General features: G+C 62.9%; 22 protein-coding genes and 1 tRNA gene. 21 read left to right on the plus strand and 2 right to left on the minus strand.

The annotated features are described in order from the left end of the window. The first annotated feature begins 1 nt into the window (after position 1). From JI748_RS13945 to phnN, 6 genes are all read left to right on the plus strand, one after another. On the plus strand, positions 2 to 1,021 hold the full coding sequence (locus JI748_RS13945; RefSeq protein WP_201631849.1) for a Gfo/Idh/MocA family protein: 1,020 nt from the start codon (positions 2 to 4) through the stop codon (positions 1,019 to 1,021). After that, complete coding sequence (locus JI748_RS13950; RefSeq protein WP_201631850.1) at positions 1,018 to 2,097, plus strand: Gfo/Idh/MocA family protein; 1,080 nt, start codon at positions 1,018 to 1,020, stop codon at positions 2,095 to 2,097. Before JI748_RS13945 ends, JI748_RS13950 begins: the two co-directional genes overlap by 4 nt. A 9-nt stretch (positions 2,098 to 2,106) precedes the next feature. Beyond that, positions 2,107 to 3,162, plus strand: coding sequence for an ABC transporter ATP-binding protein (locus tag JI748_RS13955; RefSeq protein WP_201631852.1), 1,056 nt, complete (start codon positions 2,107 to 2,109; stop codon positions 3,160 to 3,162). Positions 3,163 to 3,251: 89 nt separating this feature from the next. Then, positions 3,252 to 5,507 (plus strand): ATP-binding cassette domain-containing protein, encoded by a 2,256-nt coding sequence (locus JI748_RS13960; protein ID WP_201631854.1) that lies wholly within the window; start codon positions 3,252 to 3,254, stop codon positions 5,505 to 5,507. A gap of 68 nt (positions 5,508 to 5,575) precedes the next feature. Then, entirely contained in the window at positions 5,576 to 6,724 is a 1,149-nt protein-coding gene (locus JI748_RS13965; protein WP_201631857.1) for an alpha-D-ribose 1-methylphosphonate 5-triphosphate diphosphatase, read from the plus strand. After that, positions 6,721 to 7,299, plus strand: coding sequence for a phosphonate metabolism protein/1,5-bisphosphokinase (PRPP-forming) PhnN (gene phnN / locus JI748_RS13970; RefSeq protein WP_201631860.1), 579 nt, complete (start codon positions 6,721 to 6,723; stop codon positions 7,297 to 7,299). Before JI748_RS13965 ends, phnN begins: the two co-directional genes overlap by 4 nt. On the opposite strand, the gene phnF is transcribed toward phnN, so the two are convergent. Continuing rightward, the gene (gene phnF / locus JI748_RS13975; protein WP_201631862.1) at positions 7,259 to 7,984 is read right to left on the minus strand and encodes a phosphonate metabolism transcriptional regulator PhnF; all 726 of its coding nucleotides are present in this window, start codon (positions 7,982 to 7,984) and stop codon (positions 7,259 to 7,261) included. The two genes, phnN and phnF, sit on opposite strands and share 41 nt — an antisense overlap. A 79-nt stretch (positions 7,985 to 8,063) precedes the next feature. On the opposite strand from phnF, the gene phnG reads away from it, so the two are divergent. From phnG to JI748_RS14045, 14 genes are all read left to right on the plus strand, one after another. Beyond that, positions 8,064 to 8,501, plus strand: a complete 438-nt coding sequence (gene phnG / locus JI748_RS13980; RefSeq protein WP_201631865.1) for a phosphonate C-P lyase system protein PhnG — start codon at positions 8,064 to 8,066, stop codon at positions 8,499 to 8,501. Beyond that, positions 8,501 to 9,082 (plus strand): phosphonate C-P lyase system protein PhnH, encoded by a 582-nt coding sequence (gene phnH / locus JI748_RS13985; RefSeq protein WP_201631868.1) that lies wholly within the window; start codon positions 8,501 to 8,503, stop codon positions 9,080 to 9,082. Before phnG ends, phnH begins: the two co-directional genes overlap by 1 nt. Next, positions 9,082 to 10,164 (plus strand): carbon-phosphorus lyase complex subunit PhnI, encoded by a 1,083-nt coding sequence (locus JI748_RS13990; protein ID WP_201631871.1) that lies wholly within the window; start codon positions 9,082 to 9,084, stop codon positions 10,162 to 10,164. The genes phnH and JI748_RS13990 overlap by 1 nt, the downstream gene beginning before the upstream one ends. Then, on the plus strand, positions 10,161 to 11,036 hold the full coding sequence (locus JI748_RS13995; protein ID WP_201631874.1) for an alpha-D-ribose 1-methylphosphonate 5-phosphate C-P-lyase PhnJ: 876 nt from the start codon (positions 10,161 to 10,163) through the stop codon (positions 11,034 to 11,036). Before JI748_RS13990 ends, JI748_RS13995 begins: the two co-directional genes overlap by 4 nt. Continuing rightward, on the plus strand, positions 11,033 to 11,809 hold the full coding sequence (gene phnK, locus JI748_RS14000; RefSeq protein WP_201631877.1) for a phosphonate C-P lyase system protein PhnK: 777 nt from the start codon (positions 11,033 to 11,035) through the stop codon (positions 11,807 to 11,809). The genes JI748_RS13995 and phnK overlap by 4 nt, the downstream gene beginning before the upstream one ends. Before the next feature lie 2 nt (positions 11,810 to 11,811). Then, the gene (phnL, locus tag JI748_RS14005; protein ID WP_201631880.1) at positions 11,812 to 12,501 is read left to right on the plus strand and encodes a phosphonate C-P lyase system protein PhnL; all 690 of its coding nucleotides are present in this window, start codon (positions 11,812 to 11,814) and stop codon (positions 12,499 to 12,501) included. After that, entirely contained in the window at positions 12,498 to 13,112 is a 615-nt protein-coding gene (locus JI748_RS14010) for a DapH/DapD/GlmU-related protein (RefSeq protein WP_201631883.1), read from the plus strand. The genes phnL and JI748_RS14010 overlap by 4 nt, the downstream gene beginning before the upstream one ends. Positions 13,113 to 13,244: 132 nt before the next feature. Beyond that, positions 13,245 to 14,072, plus strand: a complete 828-nt coding sequence (phnC, locus tag JI748_RS14015) for a phosphonate ABC transporter ATP-binding protein (protein WP_201631886.1) — start codon at positions 13,245 to 13,247, stop codon at positions 14,070 to 14,072. Positions 14,073 to 14,117: 45 nt separating this feature from the next. Next, on the plus strand, positions 14,118 to 15,020 hold the full coding sequence (gene phnD / locus JI748_RS14020) for a phosphonate ABC transporter substrate-binding protein (protein WP_201631889.1): 903 nt from the start codon (positions 14,118 to 14,120) through the stop codon (positions 15,018 to 15,020). Positions 15,021 to 15,168: 148 nt separating this feature from the next. Then, positions 15,169 to 16,134 carry a phosphonate ABC transporter, permease protein PhnE gene (gene phnE / locus JI748_RS14025; protein WP_201631892.1) on the plus strand — a complete coding sequence of 322 codons (966 nt, stop codon included), beginning with the start codon at positions 15,169 to 15,171 and terminating at the stop codon, positions 16,132 to 16,134. After that, entirely contained in the window at positions 16,134 to 17,441 is a 1,308-nt protein-coding gene (gene phnE / locus JI748_RS14030) for a phosphonate ABC transporter, permease protein PhnE (RefSeq protein WP_201631894.1), read from the plus strand. The genes phnE (JI748_RS14025) and phnE (JI748_RS14030) overlap by 1 nt, the downstream gene beginning before the upstream one ends. A gap of 101 nt (positions 17,442 to 17,542) precedes the next feature. Continuing rightward, positions 17,543 to 18,643, plus strand: coding sequence for a tetratricopeptide repeat protein (locus JI748_RS14035; RefSeq protein ID WP_201631897.1), 1,101 nt, complete (start codon positions 17,543 to 17,545; stop codon positions 18,641 to 18,643). Positions 18,644 to 18,653: 10 nt separating this feature from the next. Beyond that, entirely contained in the window at positions 18,654 to 20,015 is a 1,362-nt protein-coding gene (locus tag JI748_RS14040; protein ID WP_201631900.1) for a phospholipase effector Tle1 domain-containing protein, read from the plus strand. After that, positions 20,012 to 21,670: a tetratricopeptide repeat protein gene (locus tag JI748_RS14045; protein ID WP_201631903.1), complete on the plus strand. Its 1,659-nt coding sequence runs from the start codon at positions 20,012 to 20,014 to the stop codon at positions 21,668 to 21,670. Before JI748_RS14040 ends, JI748_RS14045 begins: the two co-directional genes overlap by 4 nt. A gap of 81 nt (positions 21,671 to 21,751) precedes the next feature. On the opposite strand, the gene JI748_RS14050 is transcribed toward JI748_RS14045, so the two are convergent. Next, positions 21,752 to 21,826, minus strand: a tRNA-Gly gene (locus JI748_RS14050). 200 nt (positions 21,827 to 22,026) lie between these two features. Here JI748_RS14050 and JI748_RS14055 point away from each other — a divergent pair. Beyond that, entirely contained in the window at positions 22,027 to 22,983 is a 957-nt protein-coding gene (locus JI748_RS14055) for a thioredoxin family protein (protein ID WP_201631906.1), read from the plus strand. Positions 22,984 to 22,996: the final 13 nt, after the last annotated feature.

The following is a 22,996-nucleotide window of genomic DNA, read 5'->3' on the forward strand; positions in this document are numbered from 1 at the left end:
TATGTCCGATCTCAAGTTTGCCGCCATCGGCATCAACCACGCCCACATTTACGGCCAAGTGGATTGCCTGATCCGCGCCGGCGCCGAGTTCGTCGGTTTCTACGCCGTGGAAGACGATTTGGCCGAGACCTTTGGCAACAAATATCCGCAGGCTCGGCGCGTCGCCGACCAGCGGCAAATCCTCGAAGACACCTCAATCGCGATCGTGGTGACCGCCGCTATTCCCGCGGACCGCGCAGAGATAGCAATTGCTGCCATGCGGCACGGCAAAGATGTGCTGACCGACAAGCCGGGCATGACGACCTTCGCTCAATTCGACGAAATCCGGCATGTGCAGCAGGAAACCGGCCGCATCTTTTCGGTGCTCTATTCAGAGCATTTCGAAGTGCCCGCCGCCGTAGAAGCGGGCAATCTCGTTGCCCAGGGCGTCATCGGCGAGGTCATTCATACGGTTGGCCTCGGACCGCATTCGCTGCGGCTCAACAACCGCCCCGACTGGTTCTTTACCCGCGAGCGCTATGGCGGCATCCTTTGCGATATCGCCAGCCACCAGTTCGAACAGTTCTTGTTTTTCTCGAGCGCCATGGATGGCGAGATTACCTCGGCAAATGTCCATAACCGCAATCATCCCCACCGTCCGGGGCTGCAGGATGTGGGCGACGCTACCATGCGTACGGCTACGACAACGGGATATGTCCGCGTCGACTGGTTCACTCCTGAAGGCCTGCCCACCTGGGGTGATGGCCGTCTGACAATCCTGGGTACGGAGGGCTATATCGAGCTGCGCAAATATGTCGATATCGCTGGACGTCCGGGCGACAACCACCTGTTCCTGGTGGATCGCAAAGGGGTCCAGCACATCGACTGTTCGGGCACCGACCTCCCCTTCGGCCGACAGTTCCTCGATGACGTGCGCAACCGCACCGAAACCGCCATGCCGCAGGAGCGGTGCTTCAACGCCATGAAGATGGCGCTGACCGCCCAGCAGATGGCCGAAGCCGGCACGGAGTGGGCCCGATGAGCCGCGTTCTCAACGTTGCCGTTGTCGGCTGCGGTATAGGCCGCTCGCACATCGTCGAGGGCTATCTGCCCAATGCCGACAAGTTCCGGGTTATTGCGCTTTGTGACCTCAATGGGGAACGGCTGGACCAGATCGGCGATGATTTCGGCATTGCGCGCCGCATCACCAATTTCAACGATCTCCTCATCATGGAGGATGTCGACATTATCGATGTCTGCACGCCGCCCGGCGCGCACTTTTCCATGGTCATGGCCGCGCTTCAGGCCGGCAAGCACGTCGTCTGCGAAAAGCCACTCGTTGGCTCCTTGCAGGATGTCGACGCCGTCATGGCGCAGGAAAAAGTCTCGGCCGGCAAGCTGATGCCAGTGTTTCAGTACCGCTTCGGCGACGGTATCGAGCAGGCCAAGACCATCATCGACGCCGGGCTCGCCGGCAAGCCTTATTGCGGCACGGTCGAAACCTTCTGGCGCCGCGAAGCGCCCTATTATGCCGTGCCCTGGCGCGGCAAGTGGAAGACGGAACTCGGTGGCGTCCTCATGGGCCACGCCATCCACCCGCACGATATTTTCACCTACCTCATGGGCGACATCGCCCGCATTTTCGGCCGCGTCGCCACGCGCGTGAACCCGATCGAGGTGGAAGACACCATTTCCGCTTCGCTCGAAATGAAGAGCGGCGCGCTGGCGAGCTTCACCGCCACCCTTGGCTCCGTCGACGAAATCACCCGCATTCGCCTGCAGTTCGAAAACGTCACTTTCGAGAGCGATCACGCGCCTTACAATCCGGGCAACAAGCCCTGGAAGATTCTGCCGCGCACTGACGAGATCAAAGCCAGCATCGACGCGCTCCTCGAAAACTGGACCCCGGTGCCGTCCCGTTTTCAAACGCAGATGGCGCGCTTTCATGAAGCGATCCATGGTCAGCGTCCGCTGCCGGTGACCAGCGCCGACTCGCGCCGTGCTCTTGAACTGGTCACAGCGTTCTACCACTCCTCCTCCACCCATACTGAAGTCACGCTGCCGCTCGGCGCCGATCATCCGCTCTACGGGAGCTGGGTGCCGGCCGAGTTCCGCTAGGAGACCCCCATGGCCACGACCATCGAATTGCGGCAGATCCGGAAGGCTTATGGCGACGTGCCGGTCATCCACGGCGTCGATCTGACCATTGATCCGGGTGACTTCACCGTTTTCGTCGGTCCCTCGGGCTGCGGCAAGTCCACCCTGCTCCGCATGATCGCCGGTCTCGAGCCGATCACCGGCGGCGATCTCCTGATCGACGGTCAACGAATGAATGACATTCCGGCAGCCCGGCGCGGCATTGCCATGGTGTTCCAGTCCTACGCGCTTTATCCGCATATGTCGGTCTACCAGAACCTTGCCTTCGGGCTCGAAACCGCCCGAATGCCAAAGGCCGAGATCGCGCAGCGCGTCGCCCGCGCCGCCGAAATCCTCAAGATCGAACCCTTGCTGCAACGCAAGCCAAAGCAGCTGTCCGGCGGGCAGCGCCAGCGCGTCGCCATCGGCCGAGCTATCGTGCGCGAGCCGAAAATCTTCCTCTTCGACGAGCCACTTTCCAATCTCGACGCCGAACTGCGCGTCGCCATGCGCGTCGAGATCGCCAAGCTCCACAACGACCTTGGCAACACCATGATCTATGTGACCCACGACCAGGTCGAAGCCATGACCATGGCCGACAAGATCGTGGTGCTCCGAAGCGGCATTATCGAGCAGGCCGGCGCGCCTCTCGAACTCTACAACAATCCGCGCAATGTTTTCGTCGCTGGCTTTATCGGTTCGCCGAAAATGAATTTTTTGACCGCCAGCACAGGCAACGGAGCCCTTCAGGTCGGCAACAATGCAATGTCGCTGGGGCGCGAGGTCTCGGGCGCCACCACATTCGGCATCCGCCCTGAGCACATCACCATCACCGAGGGTTCTGGGGTCAAATTCGCCGAACTCCGGGTGGACCTCGTCGAAAATCTCGGCGGCCAGACGGTGCTTTACGCCACCACCAGTGATGGCCAACCGATGACTGTGGTGCTCGACGGCCAGCGTCAGGTCGAACTCGGCACGACCCTCTCCGCCTATGCCGATCCCACCAAGGTGCATGTGTTCAACGCCGAGGGCATGGCAATCCGCTGATCGAGGAAGCTCCTGACACAGTCTGTCGAAATCCGCCTCCCTAATTCGTTGCGCTGGCATAGAGTGCAAACGGGACTTGGGAGCGACACATGCAGGACGACCTTTACGGCGCCATCACCATTCGTGGGGCGCGAGAAAACAACCTCAAGAATGTCTCGCTCGATATTCCCAAGCGCAAGATCACCGTCTTCACCGGCGTTTCGGGCTCGGGCAAGTCGTCGCTTGTCTTCGGCACCATCGCGGCAGAATCGCAGCGGCTGATCAACGAGACCTATCCCGCCTTCGTGCAGCAATTCATGCCGCGCTATGGCCAGCCCGATGCCGATCAGCTGGAAAACATTTCGGCCGCCATCATCGTCGATCAGCAGCGGCTCGGCGGCAATTCGCGCTCGACCGTCGCAACGGTGACGGACACGGCGCAGATGCTGCGCGTGCTGTTCTCCCGGCTCGCCGAACCCAGGCTCGGTGCGCTGTCGCTTTATTCCTACAACGACCCGCGCGGCATGTGCCCGGACTGCGAGGGCATCGGCCAAGTCGCGTCAATGGATATGTCGGCGGTGGTCGACGAGAGCAAGTCGCTGAACGAGGGCGCAATCCTCTCCAAGGGCTTTGAGGTCGACAGCTGGTGGTGGTCGATCTATGCACGCTCGGGCCTGTTCGACCCCAACAAGCCGATCAACCAGTACTCGCCCGAGGAGCGCGCCAACTTTTTCGAACTCGACGATGGCCGCAAGGTCAAGGTCGACAAGATGAACCTGACCTATGAAGGCCTCATCCCCAAGCTCAAGCGTTCACTCGGGAGCAAGGATCCGGAAACGGTGCAGCCCCATGTTCGGGCCGAATACGAGCGCGTTTTCACCCGCGCCATCTGCCCGGCTTGCCACGGCACACGCCTTAACCAGGCGGCGCGTACGAGCCTTATCAACGGCAAGTCGATCGCCGATCTTTCGGCCATGCAGGTTTCCGACCTTGCTGTCTTCATCCGCTCCATCGAGGCAAGGCAGGTCGGGCCCATGCTCGATGCCCTGGCACTGCGACTCGAAAACCTCGTCACCATCGGGCTCGGCTATCTCAGCCTTGATCGCGAAAGCTCCACCCTTTCCGGTGGCGAGAGCCAGCGCGTCAAGATGGTCCGCCATCTCGGCTCTTCGCTCACCGACATCACCTATGTCTTCGACGAGCCTTCGGTCGGCCTCCACCCGCACGATGTCGGGCGCCTCGCCGGGCTGATGCAGCAACTGCGCGACAAGGGCAATACGGTGCTGATCGTCGAGCACAAGCCGGACATGATCGCCATTGCCGACCACGTCGTCGACATGGGGCCCTTCGCCGGCTCCAAGGGCGGGGTCGTCGTCTATCAGGGCGACTACAAGGGCCTGCTCGCAGCCGACACGCTCACCGGCAAGCACATGACGCGGCACCAGCCGATCAAGGACAAGGTGCGCCAGCCCAAGGGCGAGGCGCTCCGCATCGAGCATGCCAGGGTCAACAACCTCAAGGACATTTCGGTGTCGATCCCGCGCGGCGTGCTGACCGCGGTCACCGGTGTCGCCGGTTCCGGGAAATCGAGCCTGATCCAGACCTGCCTTCCTTCGGCCTATCCCGACACCATCATAATTGACCAGAATTTGGCCCGTGGTTCGCGCCGCTCCAACACCGCGACCTATACCGGCATTTTGGACAATGTGCGCAAGGCCTTCGCCAAGGCAAACGATGTCGAGGCGTCGCTGTTTTCCGCCAATTCCAAGGGCGCCTGCCCCGATTGCAACGGGTTGGGCGTCATCTATACAGACCTCGCGCACCTCGATCCCATGGTCACCACCTGCGAGACTTGCGAGGGCAAGCGTTTCGTGCCCGAAGTGCTCGAACATACGCTGCGCGGCAAGTCGATCAGCGATGTCTACGAGATGAGCATCGAGGAAGCGGCGCCCTTCTTCACCGAACCCGCCATCGCCAAGATCCTCGGCGGCCTCGTCGATGTCGGTCTCGGCTACCTGACGCTCGGCCAGCCGCTGTCGACGCTCTCGGGTGGCGAGCGCCAACGCCTCAAGCTTGCCGCCGAGCTCGGCAAAAAGGGCAATATCTACGTTCTCGACGAGCCCACCACCGGCCTTCACATGAACGATGTCGATACGCTGATCGGTCTTTTCGACCGGCTGGTCGATGCCGGCTCGACCGTGATCGTCATCGAGCACAATCTCGATGTGGTGTCGCGCGCCGACTGGGTCATCGATCTTGGGCCAAGTGCCGGCAATGACGGTGGCACGGTGCAGTTCGAGGGACTGCCGGCGGATTTGGCAAAGGCTAACACGACGCTGACCGGACAACACCTCGCGGCCCGCTAAACGTCGTCGTCGATCTGTCACGAAAGTGAGCTAGGGCAGCGCCAAAGTCACACTAAGGCAGCCCGCTCATGAACGCCCTCGGCCTCGGCGAAACCGTCCTCAACAATGCCCGGATCGTCCTCGCCGACCAGGTTCTCCTCGGCAGCGTCGCGATCAATGGCGGGGTCATCACCGATATCGGCCCAACCAGCGGCCGCGGGCTAAACCTTGATGGGGATTACCTTATTCCCGGCCTTGTCGAGCTTCACACCGACCATCTCGAAACCCATTACGCCCCCCGCCCCCGGGTGCGCTGGCATCCGGTCGCCGCCGTACAGGCCCACGATGCGCAGATCGCCGCTTCCGGCATCACCACGGTCTTTGACGCCATCCGCGTCGGCATCGACGAACACGCCGATATGGGCGCTAACGAGTTGAGAATCCTAGCAGATGCGGTGACCGCCGGGGTCGAAGCCGGACGCCTGCGCGCCGACCACCTGATCCACCTGCGCTGCGAAGTTTCGGCCCCCGATTGCCTCGAAAGCTTCGAGGCAATCATGGATCACAAGCTGGTGCGCCTCGCTTCGCTCATGGACCATGCCCCCGGCCAACGGCAGTTTGCGAGCTTTGACGCCTACAAGACCTATTACCAAGGCAAGCTCAAGATGAGCGACGCGGCCCTTGCCGAGTTCACCACCCGCCGCAATGCCGAGTCGCAGGCCTATTCCGACAAGCACCGCAAGGCTTTGGCCGCGCTCAGCCACGAGCGCGGCATCGTTCTCGCCAGCCACGACGACGCCACCATCGCCCATGTCGAGGAAGCCATCGCGCTCGGCATCCGTATCGCCGAATTCCCGACGACGCTTGAAGCCGCCGAAGCTTCGCGCGACGCGGGCCTCGCCATCCTCATGGGCGGACCCAATGTCGTGCGCGGCGGCTCCCATTCGGGAAATGTTTCGGCGCGTGACCTCGCCGCGGCGGGGCTGCTCGACATCCTTTCCTCCGACTATATACCCTTCTCCATGCTGCAATCGGCCTTCTGCCTTGTCGATGAAGTGGCGGGCATCACCTTGCCGGAAGCCATCAGCTTGGTGACCAAGCGCCCGGCCCAGGCCGCCGGTCTCGATGACCGTGGCGAGATCGCTGTGGGCAAGCGCGCCGACCTCGTGCACCTGCGCATAGAAGACGGTATTCCTATCGTGCAGACGGTGTGGCGTGAGGGACGGCGGGTGATATGAGCGGCACTTTCGTTGCCGTTGTCGGGCGCAGCGGCGCCGGCAAGGACAGCCTCATCGACTATGCCCGCGAACGGCTCACGCCAGACGAGGCTACCTTCGTGCGCCGCGTCGTCACGCGTGAGGCCGATGCCCAAAGCGAAGACCACGACACCCTAGATCGCGCCGCCTTCGCCAAGGCCGCGGAAGCCGGACAATTTGCGCTCGACTGGGAAGCCCACGGCCTTTGCTATGGCCTGCCGCAGTCGCTCGACAACGACCTGGCGGACGGCAAGGTCGTTGTGGCCAACCTTTCCCGCGCGGTTATCCCCCAGCTGATGCAGCGCTACCCGAATTCCGTGGTCGTAGAGGTCGTGGCCGATCCCGAAGTCATCGCAGAACGCCTCGCCGGCCGTGGTCGCGAGCCCCCAGAATCGATCGGCGAGCGGATGAGCCGCAATGTTTCCGCTCGCCTGCCCACCAGCACCGTGCAGATCGACAATTCCGGCGATCTGGCGCAGGCCGGCGAGCGGTTCCTCAGCCTGTTGCAGGACCTGGTCAGACGACCAGTTCCATCCGCTCGGCAGGGAAACGGCTGAGCGCATAGGAAAGCGGGCGGCCCTCCGGGTCGACGTCTACCGCTTCCGACACCAGAACGATGGCGCCCGGCGCGAGATGGAGAACCTTGGCCTCCTCGGCATCCGCATGGCGGGATGAAATGCGGGTCGAGGCGCGGGCATAATCGGCGATGCCATAGCTTGCAAACACCGCGGTGATCGACTGCATCTCCGCCATGCGCCCGGCAAAGTCGGGAAAGCGCCGATAGTCGAGCCAGGTTGTGGACCGGGAAACCGGCACGGCATCGGCCAGCGACAGACCTTCGGTGCGCACCACTTTTGCGCCAATCCTTAGGTCCAGCGCATCCGCAACGCGCGTATTGGCATTTTCGAGCCGATCGCCAAGGCTTGTGGATACAAGGTTTGCGGCCTGTCCCCGAAGCCCCTCGCGAAAGCGCGTGCGCTTGCCGATCGGGTAGCTGAGCCGGCGGGCGGAACGCACGAAGGTGCCGCGCCCCTGCTCGGCATGCACCACGCCCTCCTCCGCCAGGGTGGCCAGGGCGCGGCGCACCGTGTGGCGGTTAGCGGAAAAGCGCTCCGCGAGAAATGCTTCCGTCGGGAGCCGGTCTCCGGTCACGAGCTTGCCGCCGACGATATCGAGCCGAATGGCATCGGCAATCTGGCGCCAGAGCGCGACGCCTCCCTGCAGGGCTGTGGTTTTTGTCATTGCAAATTCACATGAGAGGCGTAGAGCCGGAACAGCGACATCAGTTGTCTAATATAGTAGACAAGTTAGGGCAAGCGTCATGACCGATCCTCTCCGAAAACGCGCATTGGACGTGCTAGCGGCAGCGCCGGCCAAGGCGTTGGCTGAGCGCTGGGACGCCTTCGAGCCAAAGCCCGAGCACCAGCGCATTCGCGGACCCGAAACCGGCCTCGTCATGGTGCGCGGCCGCGCCGGTGGTGGCGGCGCACCGTTCAACCTCGGCGAAGCAACGGTCAGCCGCGCGTCGGTGCGCATCGGTACCGGGGAAGTGGGGCACGGCTACCATCTGGGCCGCGACCACGCCAAAGCCGAGGTCATCGCCGTGATCGACGCTCTCCGGCAACACGACGCGGCACGGATTGACCAGGAGATCATCACCCCGCTCGCCACGCTTATCGCTCAAGCCGACACGACCCGCCGCGAGGAAGCGGCGGCGACGCGCGTCGACTTCTTCACCATGGTGCGGGGAGACAATTGATGTTCAGTGCAGGCTTCGCCGACCCCGTGCACGACGCACAACAGGCCTTTCGCGCCACTCTCGATGCGCTGGCCCGCCCCGGGACGACGCATGTCCTGGCGAGCGCCCAGGAAAAGATCGGAGCCATTTCGGCCGATCTTGCCAGCATCATGCTGACCTTGACCGACCATGACACGCCGATCTGGCTGTCGCCCAACCTCCTAAACGACGACACAAGGCAGGCCATCGGCTTTCACACCGGCGCGCCGAACACGAGCGACCCGGCGCAGGCCATGTTCGCTTTCATCGAAGGCGCGCTGCCACGCCTCGACCAGTTCAATCTTGGCACGCAGGACTATCCCGATCGCTCGACGACAATGGTCGTCGCCGTGCCGGCGCTTGAAGGGGGGCCCGACTTGGTCCTCCGCGGCCCCGGCATCGAGGACCACTGGCATATTTCGCCGCAGGGCCTGCCGGACGACTTCGTCACGCAATGGTCGGCCAACCGCGACCTTTCTCCGCGCGGCATCGACATGCTGCTGGTTAGCAGCGGCAAGGTCATGGGCCTGCCGCGCACGGTCCGTATCGGGGAGGCGCACTAATGTATGTTGCCGTAAAAGGCGGTGAAGCCGCCATTTCCAGTGCCCATCGTCTCCTGGCAGACCGTCGTCGAGGCGACCGCTCGGTGCCCGCCCTGCGGCTCGACCAGATCGTCGAGCAGCTCGGCCTCGCCGTCGACCGCGCCATGGGCGAAGGTTCGCTCTATGATCGTGAGCTGGCGGCACTCGCCATTCTCCAATCGCGCGGGGACCTGATCGAGGCCATCTTCCTGGTCCGCGCCTACCGCACCACGCTGCCGCGCTTTGGCTATTCGGAACCCATCGATACCGGCACGATGCGGATCGAGCGCCGCGTCTCGGCCACCTTCAAGGACCTGCCCGGCGGACAGATGCTGGGTCCGACCTTCGACTATACCCATCGCCTGCTGGACCCGAGCATTGTCGGTGAAGATGCCGAGGCGCCGGTTCTGCGCGAAGCCGATGCCCAACAGGCGCCGCGCGTTACCGACCTTCTCGGCCGGCAGGGGCTGATGGAGCCCGATGGCGAGACCGACCCGGATCGTGATGTCGGCGACCTGACGCGCGAGCCTCTCGACTTCCCGCTCGATCGTGACCTCCGGCTGCAGGCTCTCGCTCGCGGCGACGAAGGGTTCTTGCTGGCGCTGGGCTATTCCACCCAGCGCGGCTATGGCCGCACTCATCCCTTTGTCGGCGAAATCCGCATCGGCGAGGTCGATGTCGAGTTCGACATCCCCGAACTCGGCTTTGCCGTAAGCCTCGGCCAAATTCGCGTCACCGAATGCCAGATGGTCAACCAGTTCAAGGGCTCGGCGAAGGTGCCGCCGCAGTTCACCCGCGGCTACGGCCTGGTGTTCGGCCAGGCCGAGCGCAAGGCCATGTCCATGTCGCTGGTCGATCGGGCGCTGCGGGCGATGGAATTCGGCGAGGACGTGGTTGCGCCGGCGCAGGACGAGGAATTCGTCATCTCGCACTCCGATAACGTCCAGGCCACCGGCTTCGTGGAACACCTCAAGCTCCCGCATTACGTGGATTTCCAGGCAGAGCTCGATCTCATCCGGCGCATGCGCGCCGAACACGACGGCATCAAGGAGGCAGCGGAATGAACGGCGTCGCCAGCTACAACTTCGCCTATCTCGACGAACAGACCAAGCGGATGATCCGCCGCGCCATCCTCAAGGCCGTGGCCATTCCCGGCTACCAGGTCCCCTTCTCCTCTCGCGAAATGCCCATGCCCTATGGCTGGGGCACCGGCGGCGTGCAGGTGACGGCCTCGATCATCGGGCAGGATGACGTGCTCAAGGTCATCGACCAGGGAGCCGACGACACCACCAATGCCGTCTCGATCCGCGCCTTCTTCGCCAAGGTCGCCAATGTCGCCACTACGACGCATACGGCCGAGGCCACCATCATCCAGACCCGTCACCGTATCCCCGAGCGAAAGCTCGAAGCGGGGCAGATCCTCGTTTACCAGGTGCCGATCCCCGAGCCATTGCGCTTTCTCGAGCCGCGCGAAACCGAAACGCGGAAGATGCATGCGCTTGAGGAATATGGGCTGATGCATGTCAAACTCTACGAGGACATCGCGCGCCACGGCCGCATCGCCACGACCTATGCCTATCCGGTCAATGTCGAGGGGCGCTATGTCATGGACCCGTCGCCGACGCCCAAATTCGACAATCCCAAGATGCACCGCTCCCAAGCGCTGCAGCTTTTCGGTGCCGGCCGCGAACACCGCATCTATGCCGTGCCGCCCTTCACCGACGTGGTCAGCCTCGACTTCGAAGACCACCCCTTCGAGATCCAGCATTTCGAGGCGCCCTGCACGCTTTGCGGCGCCGAAGGGGTCTATCTCGACGAGGTCATCCTCGATGACCGGGGCGGGCACATGTTCGTCTGCTCCGACACCGACCATTGCGAAGAACGGCGCGAAGCCGGGCATGTCGGCGCACAGGGCATTCGGGAGGCAGCGGAATGAGCGATCAACCTCTTCTCCGCGTCGAAAACCTCACCAAGAATTACGGCACGCGCATCGGCTGCGCCGATGTCAGCTTCGAACTCTGGCCGGGTGAAGTCCTCGCCATTGTCGGAGAATCCGGCTCGGGCAAGACAACCCTGCTCAACACGCTTTCCGCGCAACTCGAGCCGAGTTCAGGCCAGGCGCTTTACCGCATGCGGGACGACAATTTCCGCAACATCTACGACCTTTCGGAAGCCGAGCGACGCTTCCTGACCCGTACCGACTGGGGCTTCGTGCATCAAAACCCGGCCGATGGCTTGCGCATGACCGTCTCGGCCGGTGCCAATGTCGGCGAGCGGCTGATGGCGGTTGGCGATCGGCACTATGGCCGCATTCGCGACACCGCGCTCGATTGGCTCGGCCGGGTCGAAATCGCCGTTGATCGCATCGACGATCAGCCGCGCTCTTTCTCGGGCGGCATGCGGCAGCGGCTGCAGATCGCGCGCAATCTCGTCACCGGCCCACGACTCGTCTTCATGGATGAGCCCACGGGCGGGCTCGACGTTTCGGTGCAGGCGCGGCTCCTCGATCTCCTGCGCCAGCTCGTTGGCGAACTGGGGCTCGCCGCCATCGTCGTCACCCACGACCTCGCCGTCGCCCGGCTCCTCAGCCACCGCATGATGGTGATGAAAGGCGGTCGCGTCATCGAGGCGGGCCTGACCGACCGCGTCCTCGACGATCCGCGCGAGCCTTATACCCAGCTTCTGGTCTCCTCGATTTTGCAGGTGTGACGATGACAGCCCTTCAGGTGCGCGATCTGCGCAAGAGTTTCACCATGCACCTGCGCGGCGGCGTGGTGCTGCCGGTGGTTGAAAACGTCACCTTTGCCATCGAGGCGGGCGAATGCGTCGTGCTCGGCGGGCCATCCGGCACGGGCAAAAGCTCGATCCTCAAGATGGTTTACGGCAATTATGGCGTCGATGGCGGCTCGGTCCTTATCGACGGCATCGACCTCGTCAGTGCCGATCCGCGCACCGTCCTGACCCTGCGCCGCGACGCCATCGGCTATGTGTCGCAATTCTTGCGCACCGTACCGCGTGTTTCCGCGCTCGATGTCGTGGCCGAACCGCTGGTGATCCGCGGCATGAACAAGGCAGAGGCGCAGGCGAAGGCCGGCGCGCTTCTCCATCGCCTCAACCTGCCAGAGCGCCTCTGGGCCCTGCCCCCGGCAACCTTCTCGGGCGGTGAACAGCAGCGCGTCAACATCGCCCGCGGCTTTATCACCCACCATCCGGTGCTGCTGCTCGATGAGCCCACAGCCTCGCTCGATGCGGCCAACCGCCAGGTCGTGGTCGGCATGATCGCCGAAAAGAAAGCAGCAGGCGTTGCCATGCTCGGCATCTTCCACGACGAGGATGTGCGCGCCCAGGTCGCCGACCGCATCATCGACGTCACCGGCTTTGCTCCTAAGGTGGCGGCATGAGCACGCGTCTTTCCGAAAATGCGCTGGTTCATCCCACCGCAACGGTGATCGACTCCACGCTCGGGCGCTATACCGAGATTGGCGAGGGCTCGACCGTGTCGAAGTCCAGCATCGGCGACTATTCCTATTGCGTCGAGAACACGCAGATCGCCTATGCCCAGATTGGCAAGTTTGCCAATATTGCGAGCCATGTCCGCATCTATGCCTCCATGCACCCGATGGAGCGCGCTTCGCTCCATCACTTCACCTACCGCTCCGCCTGGTATTTTGAAGACGCCGAAGACGACCATGACTTTTTCGACTGGCGTGCCGGCAACGGCATCACCATCGGACACGACACCTGGATCGGTCATGGTGCCGTGGTCATGCCTGGGGTCCGCATCGGCAATGGCGCGATCATCGGCTCCAATGCAGTGGTCACCAGGAATGTCGCCGACTTCGCCATCGCCGTTGGCGTTCCGGCACGCACGATCAAGCAGCGCTTTTCCGATAACGTCGCCAGCCGGCTCGACCGGCTGGCCTGGTGGGATTGGGATCATGACAAGCTGCGCCTGGCGCTGCCGGATTTTCGGTCGTTGGGGATCGAGGCGTTTCTGGAGAAGTACGAGTAAGGGGCAGGCACACCTGCCGCGACAACCCACCGCATGTATCCCGTGCAATGTCATGGAACCGTCACGGCTTCGTAATCGGACCGTTGCGTGATCCCCATAGGTCAGGCCCACCAAAAAGGCGGGGCGACCCTGATGCTCAAGATTTCGCACGTAACACGACGGTTCGGTGACAAAGTCGCCGTCAACGATGTGACGCTCGAAATCCCGCAAGGCCAGATGGTCGGCATTATCGGCCGCTCCGGCGCCGGCAAGTCGACGCTTCTGCGCATGATCAACCGGCTCAACGACGTGTCTTCGGGCTATATCCAGTTCGACGGCACCAAAGTCAGCGAACTCAGGGGCCAGGCCCTGCGGAACTGGCACCGCGACTGCGCCATGATCTTCCAGCAATTCAACCTCGTGCCACGCCTCGATGTCATCACCAATGTCATGCTGGGCCGCCTCAATGGCCGCAATCCGCTGCTGAACCTCCTTCAGGTCTTCTCCGCCGACGAGCAGCTCGAAGCGCTCAAGGCGCTCGAGCGTCTGGATATCGCCCCGACCGCGATGCAGTGGGCGCAGACCCTCTCCGGCGGTCAGCAGCAGCGCGTCGCTATCGCCCGCGCCTTGATGCAGCAGCCCAAGATGATCCTTGCCGACGAGCCGATCGCCTCGCTCGATCCGCGCAATGCTCAGATCGTCATGGATAGCCTCCGCGACATCAATGCCGAAGGCATCACCGTCATCACCAATCTCCATACCCTCGATACGGCGCGCGCTTACTGCGAGCGTATCGTCGGTATGGCGCAGGGCAAGGTGGTGTTCGACGGCACGCCCGACGAGCTCACCACCGATGTGGCGCGCTCCATCTATGGCGCCGACGGTTTGAAGGAGGCCTTTTCGGAGGCCATGACCTCGACCGCCATTGCGCCCGTCCAATACCTGCCGCGCACCCCTACAAATGCCCAGCAGGCTCCCTGATCCGGCACAGAACCGGACCCTTCGCGTCACCAAAGGAGATCTCCCGTGATCCGCACTCTGCTTCTGGCCTCCGTGGCCCTGTCGATGTCTTCAGCTGCCTTCGCGCAGGACGTATCCGTGCTCCGCATCGGCCTTGATGGCGGCGAAAACGAAGCCGACCAGCTGCGCCGTTCCGAATGCGTCGCCGAGCCGCTCAAGGCGGCGACCGGCGTTTCGGAAGTTCAGTTCTTCCCCTCGCCCGACTATAATGGCGTGATCCAGGGCCTGCTCGGCGGCACCATCGACATCGCCATCATGGGCGCTTCGTCCTATGCCGCGATCTACCTCCAGGACGAAAACGCCGTCGACCCGGTGCTGACCACCCAGCAGGAAGACGGCTCGACCGGCTACCACACGATCATGGTCGCCCGCGCTGATAGCGGCATTACCGATCTCGCCTCCACTGAAGGCAAGACGCTTGGCTTTGCCGATCCGGACTCCACCTCCGGCTATCTGATTCCCTCGGTTGCGCTTCCCACCGAACTGGGCAAGCCGATCGACGAATTCTACGCCGAGACCGGCTTTGGCGGCGGCCATGAAAACCTCGTCCTCGGCGTTCTCGACGGCCAGTTCGACGTCGGCACGACTTTTGGTTCGGGCCAGGGCGAATTTTCGGAAGGCTATACTTCCGGCAACCTCCGCATCATGGTCGACAAGGGCCTCCTCGACATGGATGACCTCGTTGAAGTCTGGCAGAGCCCGATCATCCCGAACGGCCCGCTGATGGTTTCCAATAAGCTGCCTGCCGACATGAAGGAAAAGGTCACCGCCTTCTTCAAGGGCCTGCCGGAAGCCGATTTCGAGTGCTTCGACGCCTTCACCGCCGGCGGCTACACCAACTTCGTCGATGCCGACCAGACCATGTACCAGACTATCATCGACGCCCGCCGCTCGGTCATCGGCAGCTGATTTCGATCCTTGGCTGCGGTCGACACGTCACCGCAGCCTTTCCCAAACGCGATGTCATCCCCGCGCAGGCGGGGATCCATCCTGAGATCTCAAGATGGACCCCGGGTCAGGCCCGGGGTGACATCGGGTTTGTGGGGGCAACAAGCCTATGACAGACACCAGTCAATCGCTCTCGCCTGCCGGCGAAACGCTGCTGCGCCACTATCGCAGCCAGGTGATGACGCGGCGGGTTTATACGATCATCGGGGTCGTGGGCGTGCTGGTCGCGCTGGCGCTGGCCATGAACTATGCCAATGCCGCCAATTCGGGGAAGTTCATCGAACGCCTCCCCTATATGTTCGACTTCATCAAGAACTTCGTGCCGCGCGATCCGCTCGAGATCTTTCGCGCCATGTTTGCCCTGGAGTCCCCCTATTTCGACGGCTCGGCGAAGTATGACTATACGTCCAGCCGCGTTTATCTGACCGACAGCCTCTACATCCCAAACTTCATTTATCAGCTGATCGTCACGGTCAACATCGCCGTCGTCTCGACGCTGATCGGCGGCACCATCGCCTTTTTCCTCTGCTTTTTCGCCGCCACTAACCTCGTTGGCGCCGGCGCCGTGCGCTGGTTCGTGCGCCGCATCATGGAAGTTTTGCGCGCTTTTCCAGAGATCGTCATCGCCGGCCTCCTCACTGCCGTGCTCTCGATCGGACCGATCGCAGCCATCGTCGCCGTTTCGCTGCACACCATCGGCGCCTTGGGAAAACTCTTCTTCGAAGTCGTCGAAAATTCCGACATGAAGCCCGATGAAGGCCTCAAGTCTGTCGGCGCCAGCTGGGCTGAGCGGGTGCGCTACGCCATCGTGCCGCAAGTGCTGCCCAATTTCGTGTCCTATGGCCTCCTGCGGCTCGAAGTGAATGTGCGCGCCTCCACCATTATCGGCGCCGTGGGCGGCGGCGGCATCGGCGAAGTTTTTCGCCTTTCCATCGGCCGCGACTATGCCGCCCAGACCTACGCCATCATCATTCTCCTGCTCGTCACCATCATCGCCATCGACCAGCTGTCGGGCGCGTTGCGGCGCAAGCTCGTGGGCGATGTGAGCTTTAATCTCGGGAAGGCCAGCGTTTGATGAGCACGATCAGCCAAGCCGAACGCAGCCGCCTCCTCCGGAAATATCCCGAGGTCTTCCGGTCGAGCTTCGTCAAGCGCCACGGCCTTGTGCTCGGCGTCGGCGCGGCAGTGCTCTACCTCTTGTTCTGCTGGATCTTCTTCAATGTCGGCCCGGCGCTGCAAAACGGCAAATGGGATCGCGCCGCCATCTACGTCCAGGACTGGTATAGCTGGCGCGCCACCCCTCGCCTGCGCTTCGGCGAGGACGGCACCATCACCCCGCAATGGTCGAGCCGCGGGCAATATCCGGCCGATCACGCCATCGACTGGCTGGTGCCCAACGCAGATGGCCTGACGGCCAGCTTCGGCAGCGACGCCGACCGGCTGGACATTTCCACAAGCCAAGTCGATGTCTATCTTGGCGGTGCGGTTTACCCCGTTACCATCACATCCGATGCGGCGCTGGCGCCGGAAAATACGCCGCCCCAGATCGTCCAGGATGGCAGCAAGGTACTGGTCGACTATGGCTTTGCAGGCCAGGCCGAGATCCGCGACAACCAAGTCTATGTGCAGCGCCGCTTTTTTGGCTGGGCCAATTTTCTTTACGACCCGACCTCGCCGCTGTGGGGCAACGACCTCTTCGACACGATCGGCCTGATCGCCACTGGCCAAGGCCCGCTCGTGCTCAAGGAATGGCTGGGCAACAAGGCCTGGCAGCATGGCGACATCCTCACCAAGCTGATGCAGACGCTGGTCATGGCTTTCGTCGGCACGCTGCTGGCGACGCTCTTTGCCTTCCCGCTCGCGTTTTTTGCCGCGCGCACCATCACCCCCAACCGCGCCGCCAACTGGCTGATGAAGCGCTTCTTCGACGTCATCCGCTCGGTCGACATGCTGATCTGGGCGCTGTTCTTCACCCGCGGCTTCGGCCCCGGCCCGATCCCTGGCATTGCCGCAATCTTCTTTACCGATACCGGCGCGCTCGGAAAGGTCTATGCCGAGGCGCTCGAAAATGTCGACGACAAGCAGCGCGAGGGCATGAAATCGGTGGGCGCAAGCCCCATGGCCGTCAACCGCTTCGGCGTCGTGCCGCAGGTGCTGCCGGTCTTTGTCTCGCAATCGCTCTACTTCTGGGAATCCAACACCCGCTCGGCCACGGTGATCGGCGCGGTGGGGGCCGGCGGCATCGGCCTCAAGTTGCTCGAAGCCATGGGCACAAATTCCGATTGGGATAAGGTCGCCTATATGGTGGTACTGATCCTCCTCGTCGTTTTTCTCTTCGACAATATCAGCACCGCCATTCGCCAACGCCTGATCGGCCAGTAGAACGATCAATTTCGCATCGACTACCCCTTTAGGCCGCTTGCCAAGTAAAACCGGGCGCGTTTAAGTCAAGGCGGAGCTTTATGCTCTGCGGGGAAGAAGCGATGACGTTTGTGCGCACGATGCTTGCAGCGACATTTGTTGTTGGGGCCATGTCGGTGCCTGCCTGGGCACAGGAGCAATCGGCGGCCGAGCTCTGCTCTGAGCGCGTCGGCGAAGGCGTCGAGTTCGACGATATCGAACCGATCGGCGCAATCGAAGCCTGTCTCGATGCGGCCAAGGCAGAACCGGACAATATCGACTTCCGATATGGCCTTGCGCGCGCCTATGACGCTGCGGAAGACTACGAGAAAGCCCATATCCACTATACCGCCGCCATGGATGGCGGCAGCCTCAAGGCCCGGGCAGCGCTGGGGCAGCTCTATGAATTCGGCCTCGGCGTCGACATCGACTACGAGCGGGCAGCAGAACTCTACCAGCCGGCGCTCGAAGGCGGCGTGCGCATCGCTATCGAGGGCATGGGCAAGCTCTACGAGACCGGCAATGGCGTGAAGCAGGATTATGCCCGCGCGGCTGAACTTTATCGGCAGGCTTCCGAGGATGGCTCGGATTGGGCGACCGCCTCGCTGGGGTGGCTTACGGAAAATGGCTGGGGCGTGGCCCAAGATGACGTCGAAGCCGTGCGCCTCTACCAGATCGCCGCCGATGCCGGCATCGACTTCGCGCAGAACAATTTGGCGACTTTTTACGAAAATGGTCGTGGCGGGCTCGCAAAAGACCCCGAGGAAGCCGTTCGCCTTTACGCCTTGGCGTCGGACCAGGGCATGGCGCTGGCTTCCAACAACCTGGCGCAGCACTATATTCAGGGCACAGGGGTCGAACGGGACCTCGCCAAGGCCGAGGATTATTTCCGCAAGGCCATCAGCGAGGGCCAGCCCGCCGATGTCGCCAGCGCGCAAAACAACCTGGCCTGGATGTTCGCGACCGAGGGCGATGACCTCAAGGATGCCGAGGCGCTGTCCCGCGCCGCCGTCGCTGCTGAGCCGGACAAGGCCACCTATCACGATACGCTGGCTTGGGTGTTGCACAAGGACGGGCGCAGCGAGGAAGCGCTTCCGGTGATCAAGAAGGCGATCGAGCTCGATCCTGCGGACGAAGCCTTCAGCGAGCATCTTGAGGCCATCGAAGCCGCAATCGCAGGCTGAGGCGGCTGACGTGAAACGGCTGGTCTTCTGTTTCGATGGCAGCTGGAACCGGCTGGATGCGCCGCATCCTACTAATGTGCTGCTGACCGCCGAAAGCGTGCTTCCGATGGCCGCAGACGGGGTGACGCAGATCACCTTTTACGACGAAGGCGTGGGCAGTGAACCGGGCGAAGGCCTTGCCGGTGGCGTATTCGGCGCCGGCCTCGTCAAGAATCTGAGCGACGGCTACCGCTTCCTGATCTTCAACTACGCGCCAGGCGACGAAATCTACGTCTTCGGCTTTTCCCGCGGCGCCTATACGGCGCGCTCGTTCGTGGGGCTTCTGGGCACCTGCGGCATTCTCGATCGCCGTCATGCGCAGCGCGCCGACGAGGCGGTGAACCGCTACAAGCGGCGCAGCAAGGACGAGGCCTATCTTCAGTCGATGCTGGAGTTCCGGCGCGAATGCGTACCCCATCTTTGCGTCTCGGCCGAAGAGGACGAATGGCGCGCCCAGGCCACGCAAGATTACGCGCCCGGCACGCTGCCGCTCCTGACCGTCAAGTATCTTGCCGTCTGGGACACGGTGGGGTCGCTGGGCATTCCGCGCTACGTGATCATGGCGGACACCATCAATCGCCAGCATCAATTCCATGATGTGAGCCTTTCGCCCATGGTGCAGCATGCGCGCCACGCGGTCGCGATCGACGAGCACCGGATCGATTTCGAGCCGACGCTCTGGCAGAACCTCGATGCCCTTAACGAGGCGCGCGACGCCGATCCATCGGCGGTTGACGCGCCCTATCAACAGATGTGGTTTTGCGGCACCCATGGCTCGGTCGGCGGCGGTGGCGTCAAGCGCGGCCTTTCGGACGCGGCTTTGGACTGGATCTGGGACGGCGCTCGGCATGCCGGCCTCGATCTCGACACCGGCCCGGGCTCGCCCCTTCGAAGCATGGCCATGTCGCACCGCGAAAGCCTCAGCAATCAAGCCGACAATGCCGGCTTTTCGGCGCTGCGCTTCGTCATGAACCGCCTGCCCAAGGCCGATCGCAATCCTGGCCCGGCCAAGCTGCACGAAATCAGCCCCAGCGTCTGGCGGCGCTGGCGCGAAAAGCCCGAGAACCTCCCCGAACGCGAACCCTACCGGCCCATGACGCTGGAGCTGCTCGCAGCAGAACTCGATGTGCTGCCGGAGCCGGCAGACGAAACGCTGACCGGCGCCTCGATCCATATCGTGCGCGAAGGCGAATCTCTTCGCAGCATCGCCTTGGCGACCTATGGCTCAGCCGATGCCGAGACACTGATTTTCCGCGCCAATGCCAACAAGCTGGCGCGGCCGGATGCAATCTACGCGGGGCAGGCCTTGTGGCTGCCGGAGAGAGTGGCATGAGCGACGACAAACAGGCGGAAACGGGTGTGCCGGCACCGGTAGAACAGTCGCCGCCAAAGGAGAAGGTGGCGGGCACAAGGCGTTTGCAGCGACCGGCTTGGCTCACGCTGCCCACTGTCGAATCCACCTCGAACTCGATGCGCGCCGTGGTGGTCAACCTCGTGCTGCTTGCCATAATCCTCATGGCCGCACCGCTGATCGCGAGCCAGGCGGCGCGCGACCAGATCCTGCTCGAGCCAATCAGCGTCCCCAGCGGTCTCCAGGTCACCGGCCTCACGCCGGAAGTCGCCTCCGCGCGCCTCAATGACGGCTTGCTGCAGATCATTGCCGAGGCAGATAGCGACAAGTCCAGCATCAATGCCATTCCAGAAGGCGAGCAGACCACCTTCGACATCCCCGAGTCCGGCATATCGGTGGACGCGCTGGTGAGCTATGCGCGCCAATTCTTCAACCTCCATGAAACCGTGATCGGCGGCGAATTCCGCTGCGGCGACGCCGAATGCTCGCCCGCAAAAGTCTCCTTGCGCCTGCGCATCAAGGGCAAGGAGCGCAGTGTCATCGACCTTCCACCGATGCGACGATCCACCGAAGCCGAATATTTCCGCACCGCGGGGCTGGAGGTCATGCGCCACCTCGATCCGTTCACCGCACTCGCGGCCGAGGTCGACACGCACCCCTCTAATGCCGCAACCATCGCACGGCAGCTGATCGCATCGGGGCACGAGGATGCCAAATGGGCGCACAATGTGCTGGGCAATGTGCGCCGCAATGCCGAAGAGCCGGAGGATGCGCTGGCGGAATATCGGGCCGCTCTGGAAATTGATCCTCGCTTCCCACCGGCACTCGCCAATATGGCAAGCACATTGGCCGAGAACGACCGGTTCGAAGAAGCCGAGCCCTATCTGGTGCGGTTGGCGGCGGCCGATCCCGACAGTCCGCTAGAAGCGGAGGTCCGCAGCGTCATTGCACGCGCCAGCGGCGACATCGAAGCGGCGCGGGATTTCCTGCTGCTCGCCTCGGACCGCGATCCGCTCAACGCTCGTTACAAGACCAAGGCGGCGTTCATGCTCTTGAGCGAGGACCGAACCGGTGAAGCGCTGGAGCTGGCGCTTGCAGCCTTCGCATTGAGCCCCAGCGATCCTCTCCCCCTGGGTTTCCTAGCCGGCTACTATGCCGGGCAGGGCGACTTCGTGGCTCTCGAAAAGCTTTATCGCGACGCGGCCGAATTTGCGCCCGAGAACGACGCCTTCCAGGCGCAACACGCCAATCTCCTAATGATTAACGGCAATTACGAAGCCGCTTTGGCGCGGCTCGATCAGGCGCTGCTCGTCAATGAAGGCAATGTCGATTATCGCCTCAGCCGCGCCGATGCGCTGACGGCATTGGGACGTCACGAAGATGCGCTGATCGACATCGATCTGGCCGCACAACGCGATCCCAGCAATCCAAAAGTGGTCTACGCACGGGCACGCAGCCTCGATTCGCTCGGTCGAAAAGCCGAGGCGATCGCTACCTACGAGCAGTTCCTGGTCATGCAACCGGAAGGATCGGAAGCAGAATTGGCCAAGGCTTTTGTGCGCTTCGCCAAGGCATCTGCGGCGGAGCCGGTTGCCGAGATCACCACCCCGGTAGAAGAAGCCCCAATTGAGGAGTGAAAGGGCAATCGGCTGCCCTGAAACGACGAAGGGCCAGACTTGCGGTCTGGCCCTTGGATCGTTGTCTTCCCGGAGGAAGATTGGAGCGGGCGATGGGATTCGAACCCACGACCCTAACCTTGGCAAGGTTATGCTCTACCCCTGAGCTACACCCGCGCTCCGTTGTCTCCGTGCTCCCTTGGAAGTCCGGCGACGCGGGCCTATATGCCTAAACACCGGACCGATTGCAACAGCGTTTTTTGCCCTTGTGACAGTTTGGCAAAACCCTTGTGGAAATGGGGGGCTTGCCAGCGCAGCGGTGCCAAGCGCAAAAAGGCCCGGAACGCCTTCTTTGCCCATTCAAAGAGCCAAGCACGATGAGTTTTTCCCTCGATGGCGCCCCCAGCGCTTCCCCTGCCCCGGCCAACCTTGTCCGCGAGGGCAGCGATGCCGGCTTCAAGGCCGACGTGATCGACGCTTCGATGGACGCGCCGGTGCTGGTGGATTTCTGGGCGCCCTGGTGCGGTCCCTGCCGGCAGCTGACCCCGGCGATCGAAAAGGTCGTCAAAGAAAAGGCCGGCGCGATCCGCCTGGTCAAGATCAACATCGATGAGCATCCGCACTTTGCCGGCCAGCTGGGCGTACAGTCGATCCCTGCCGTTTTCGCCTTTGCCGGCGGCCGGCCGGTGGACGGCTTCATGGGCGCAATGCCGGAAGGCGAAGTGCGCAAATTCGCCGATCGCGTCATCGCCGCAGCGGGTGCTGGCGCAGCCGGCGGCGGGCAAGGGCAGGAGCAGTCGCTCGAAGCCCAGATCGAAGAGGTCATGCAGGTGGCGGCGCAGGCCGTCGCCAGCGGCGATGTCAGTCAGGCGGCGCAGATCTATGGCATGGTGCTCCAGCACGTGCCCGACCATGCCGAGGCCCTCGTTGGCCTTGCCGGGGTTTATCTTCAGGCCGGCGAGATCGAGCAGGCCCGGGTGACGCTCGACATGGTGCCGGAAGACAAGCGCAGCGGCGCCCCTTATGACGCCGTCGCCAATGCCATCCGCCTCAAGGACGAGGCGTCCGGCCTTTCCGAAGCCGCAACGCTCGAAGCCGCCATCGCGGCCAATCCGGACGATCACCAGGCGCGCTTCGATCTGGCCATGGTGCGCAATGCGGAAGGGCAGCACCTCGAGGCGGCCGAAGCTCTGGTGGCCATCATCAAGCGCGACCGTGCCTGGAACGAGGATGGGGCGCGCAAAAAGCTCATCGAATTTTTCGACGCCTGGGGCCCTAAGGACCCGGCAACGCTCAAGGGCCGGCGGATGTTGTCCGCAGCGCTCTTTTCGTAACAATCGAGGCGCC

The sequence above is a fragment of the Devosia rhizoryzae genome (assembly GCF_016698665.1).
Classification (GTDB): domain Bacteria; phylum Pseudomonadota; class Alphaproteobacteria; order Rhizobiales; family Devosiaceae; genus Devosia; species Devosia rhizoryzae.

Excerpts from the sequence above, each read along its gene's own strand:
- JI748_RS13955 (WP_201631852.1), top strand. The coding sequence starts at position 2,107 with ATGGCCACGACCATCGAATTGCGGCAGATCCGGAAGGCTTATGGCGAC.
- phnC (WP_201631886.1), top strand. The coding sequence starts at position 13,245 with ATGCTCAAGATTTCGCACGTAACACGACGGTTCGGTGACAAAGTCGCC.
- phnK (WP_201631877.1), top strand. The coding sequence starts at position 11,033 with ATGAGCGATCAACCTCTTCTCCGCGTCGAAAACCTCACCAAGAATTAC.
- phnL (WP_201631880.1), top strand. The coding sequence starts at position 11,812 with ATGACAGCCCTTCAGGTGCGCGATCTGCGCAAGAGTTTCACCATGCAC.
- JI748_RS13990 (WP_201631871.1), top strand. The coding sequence starts at position 9,082 with ATGTATGTTGCCGTAAAAGGCGGTGAAGCCGCCATTTCCAGTGCCCAT.
- JI748_RS14055 (WP_201631906.1), top strand. The coding sequence starts at position 22,027 with ATGAGTTTTTCCCTCGATGGCGCCCCCAGCGCTTCCCCTGCCCCGGCC.
- JI748_RS14010 (WP_201631883.1), top strand. The coding sequence starts at position 12,498 with ATGAGCACGCGTCTTTCCGAAAATGCGCTGGTTCATCCCACCGCAACG.
- phnN (WP_201631860.1), top strand. The coding sequence starts at position 6,721 with ATGAGCGGCACTTTCGTTGCCGTTGTCGGGCGCAGCGGCGCCGGCAAG.
- JI748_RS13995 (WP_201631874.1), top strand. The coding sequence starts at position 10,161 with ATGAACGGCGTCGCCAGCTACAACTTCGCCTATCTCGACGAACAGACC.
- JI748_RS13945 (WP_201631849.1), top strand. The coding sequence starts at position 2 with ATGTCCGATCTCAAGTTTGCCGCCATCGGCATCAACCACGCCCACATT.
- phnE (WP_201631894.1), top strand. The coding sequence starts at position 16,134 with ATGAGCACGATCAGCCAAGCCGAACGCAGCCGCCTCCTCCGGAAATAT.
- JI748_RS14035 (WP_201631897.1), top strand. The coding sequence starts at position 17,543 with ATGACGTTTGTGCGCACGATGCTTGCAGCGACATTTGTTGTTGGGGCC.
- JI748_RS13950 (WP_201631850.1), top strand. The coding sequence starts at position 1,018 with ATGAGCCGCGTTCTCAACGTTGCCGTTGTCGGCTGCGGTATAGGCCGC.
- phnG (WP_201631865.1), top strand. The coding sequence starts at position 8,064 with ATGACCGATCCTCTCCGAAAACGCGCATTGGACGTGCTAGCGGCAGCG.
- phnE (WP_201631892.1), top strand. The coding sequence starts at position 15,169 with ATGACAGACACCAGTCAATCGCTCTCGCCTGCCGGCGAAACGCTGCTG.
- JI748_RS14045 (WP_201631903.1), top strand. The coding sequence starts at position 20,012 with ATGAGCGACGACAAACAGGCGGAAACGGGTGTGCCGGCACCGGTAGAA.
- phnF (WP_201631862.1), bottom strand. The coding sequence starts at position 7,984 with ATGACAAAAACCACAGCCCTGCAGGGAGGCGTCGCGCTCTGGCGCCAG.
- phnH (WP_201631868.1), top strand. The coding sequence starts at position 8,501 with ATGTTCAGTGCAGGCTTCGCCGACCCCGTGCACGACGCACAACAGGCC.
- JI748_RS13965 (WP_201631857.1), top strand. The coding sequence starts at position 5,576 with ATGAACGCCCTCGGCCTCGGCGAAACCGTCCTCAACAATGCCCGGATC.
- JI748_RS13960 (WP_201631854.1), top strand. The coding sequence starts at position 3,252 with ATGCAGGACGACCTTTACGGCGCCATCACCATTCGTGGGGCGCGAGAA.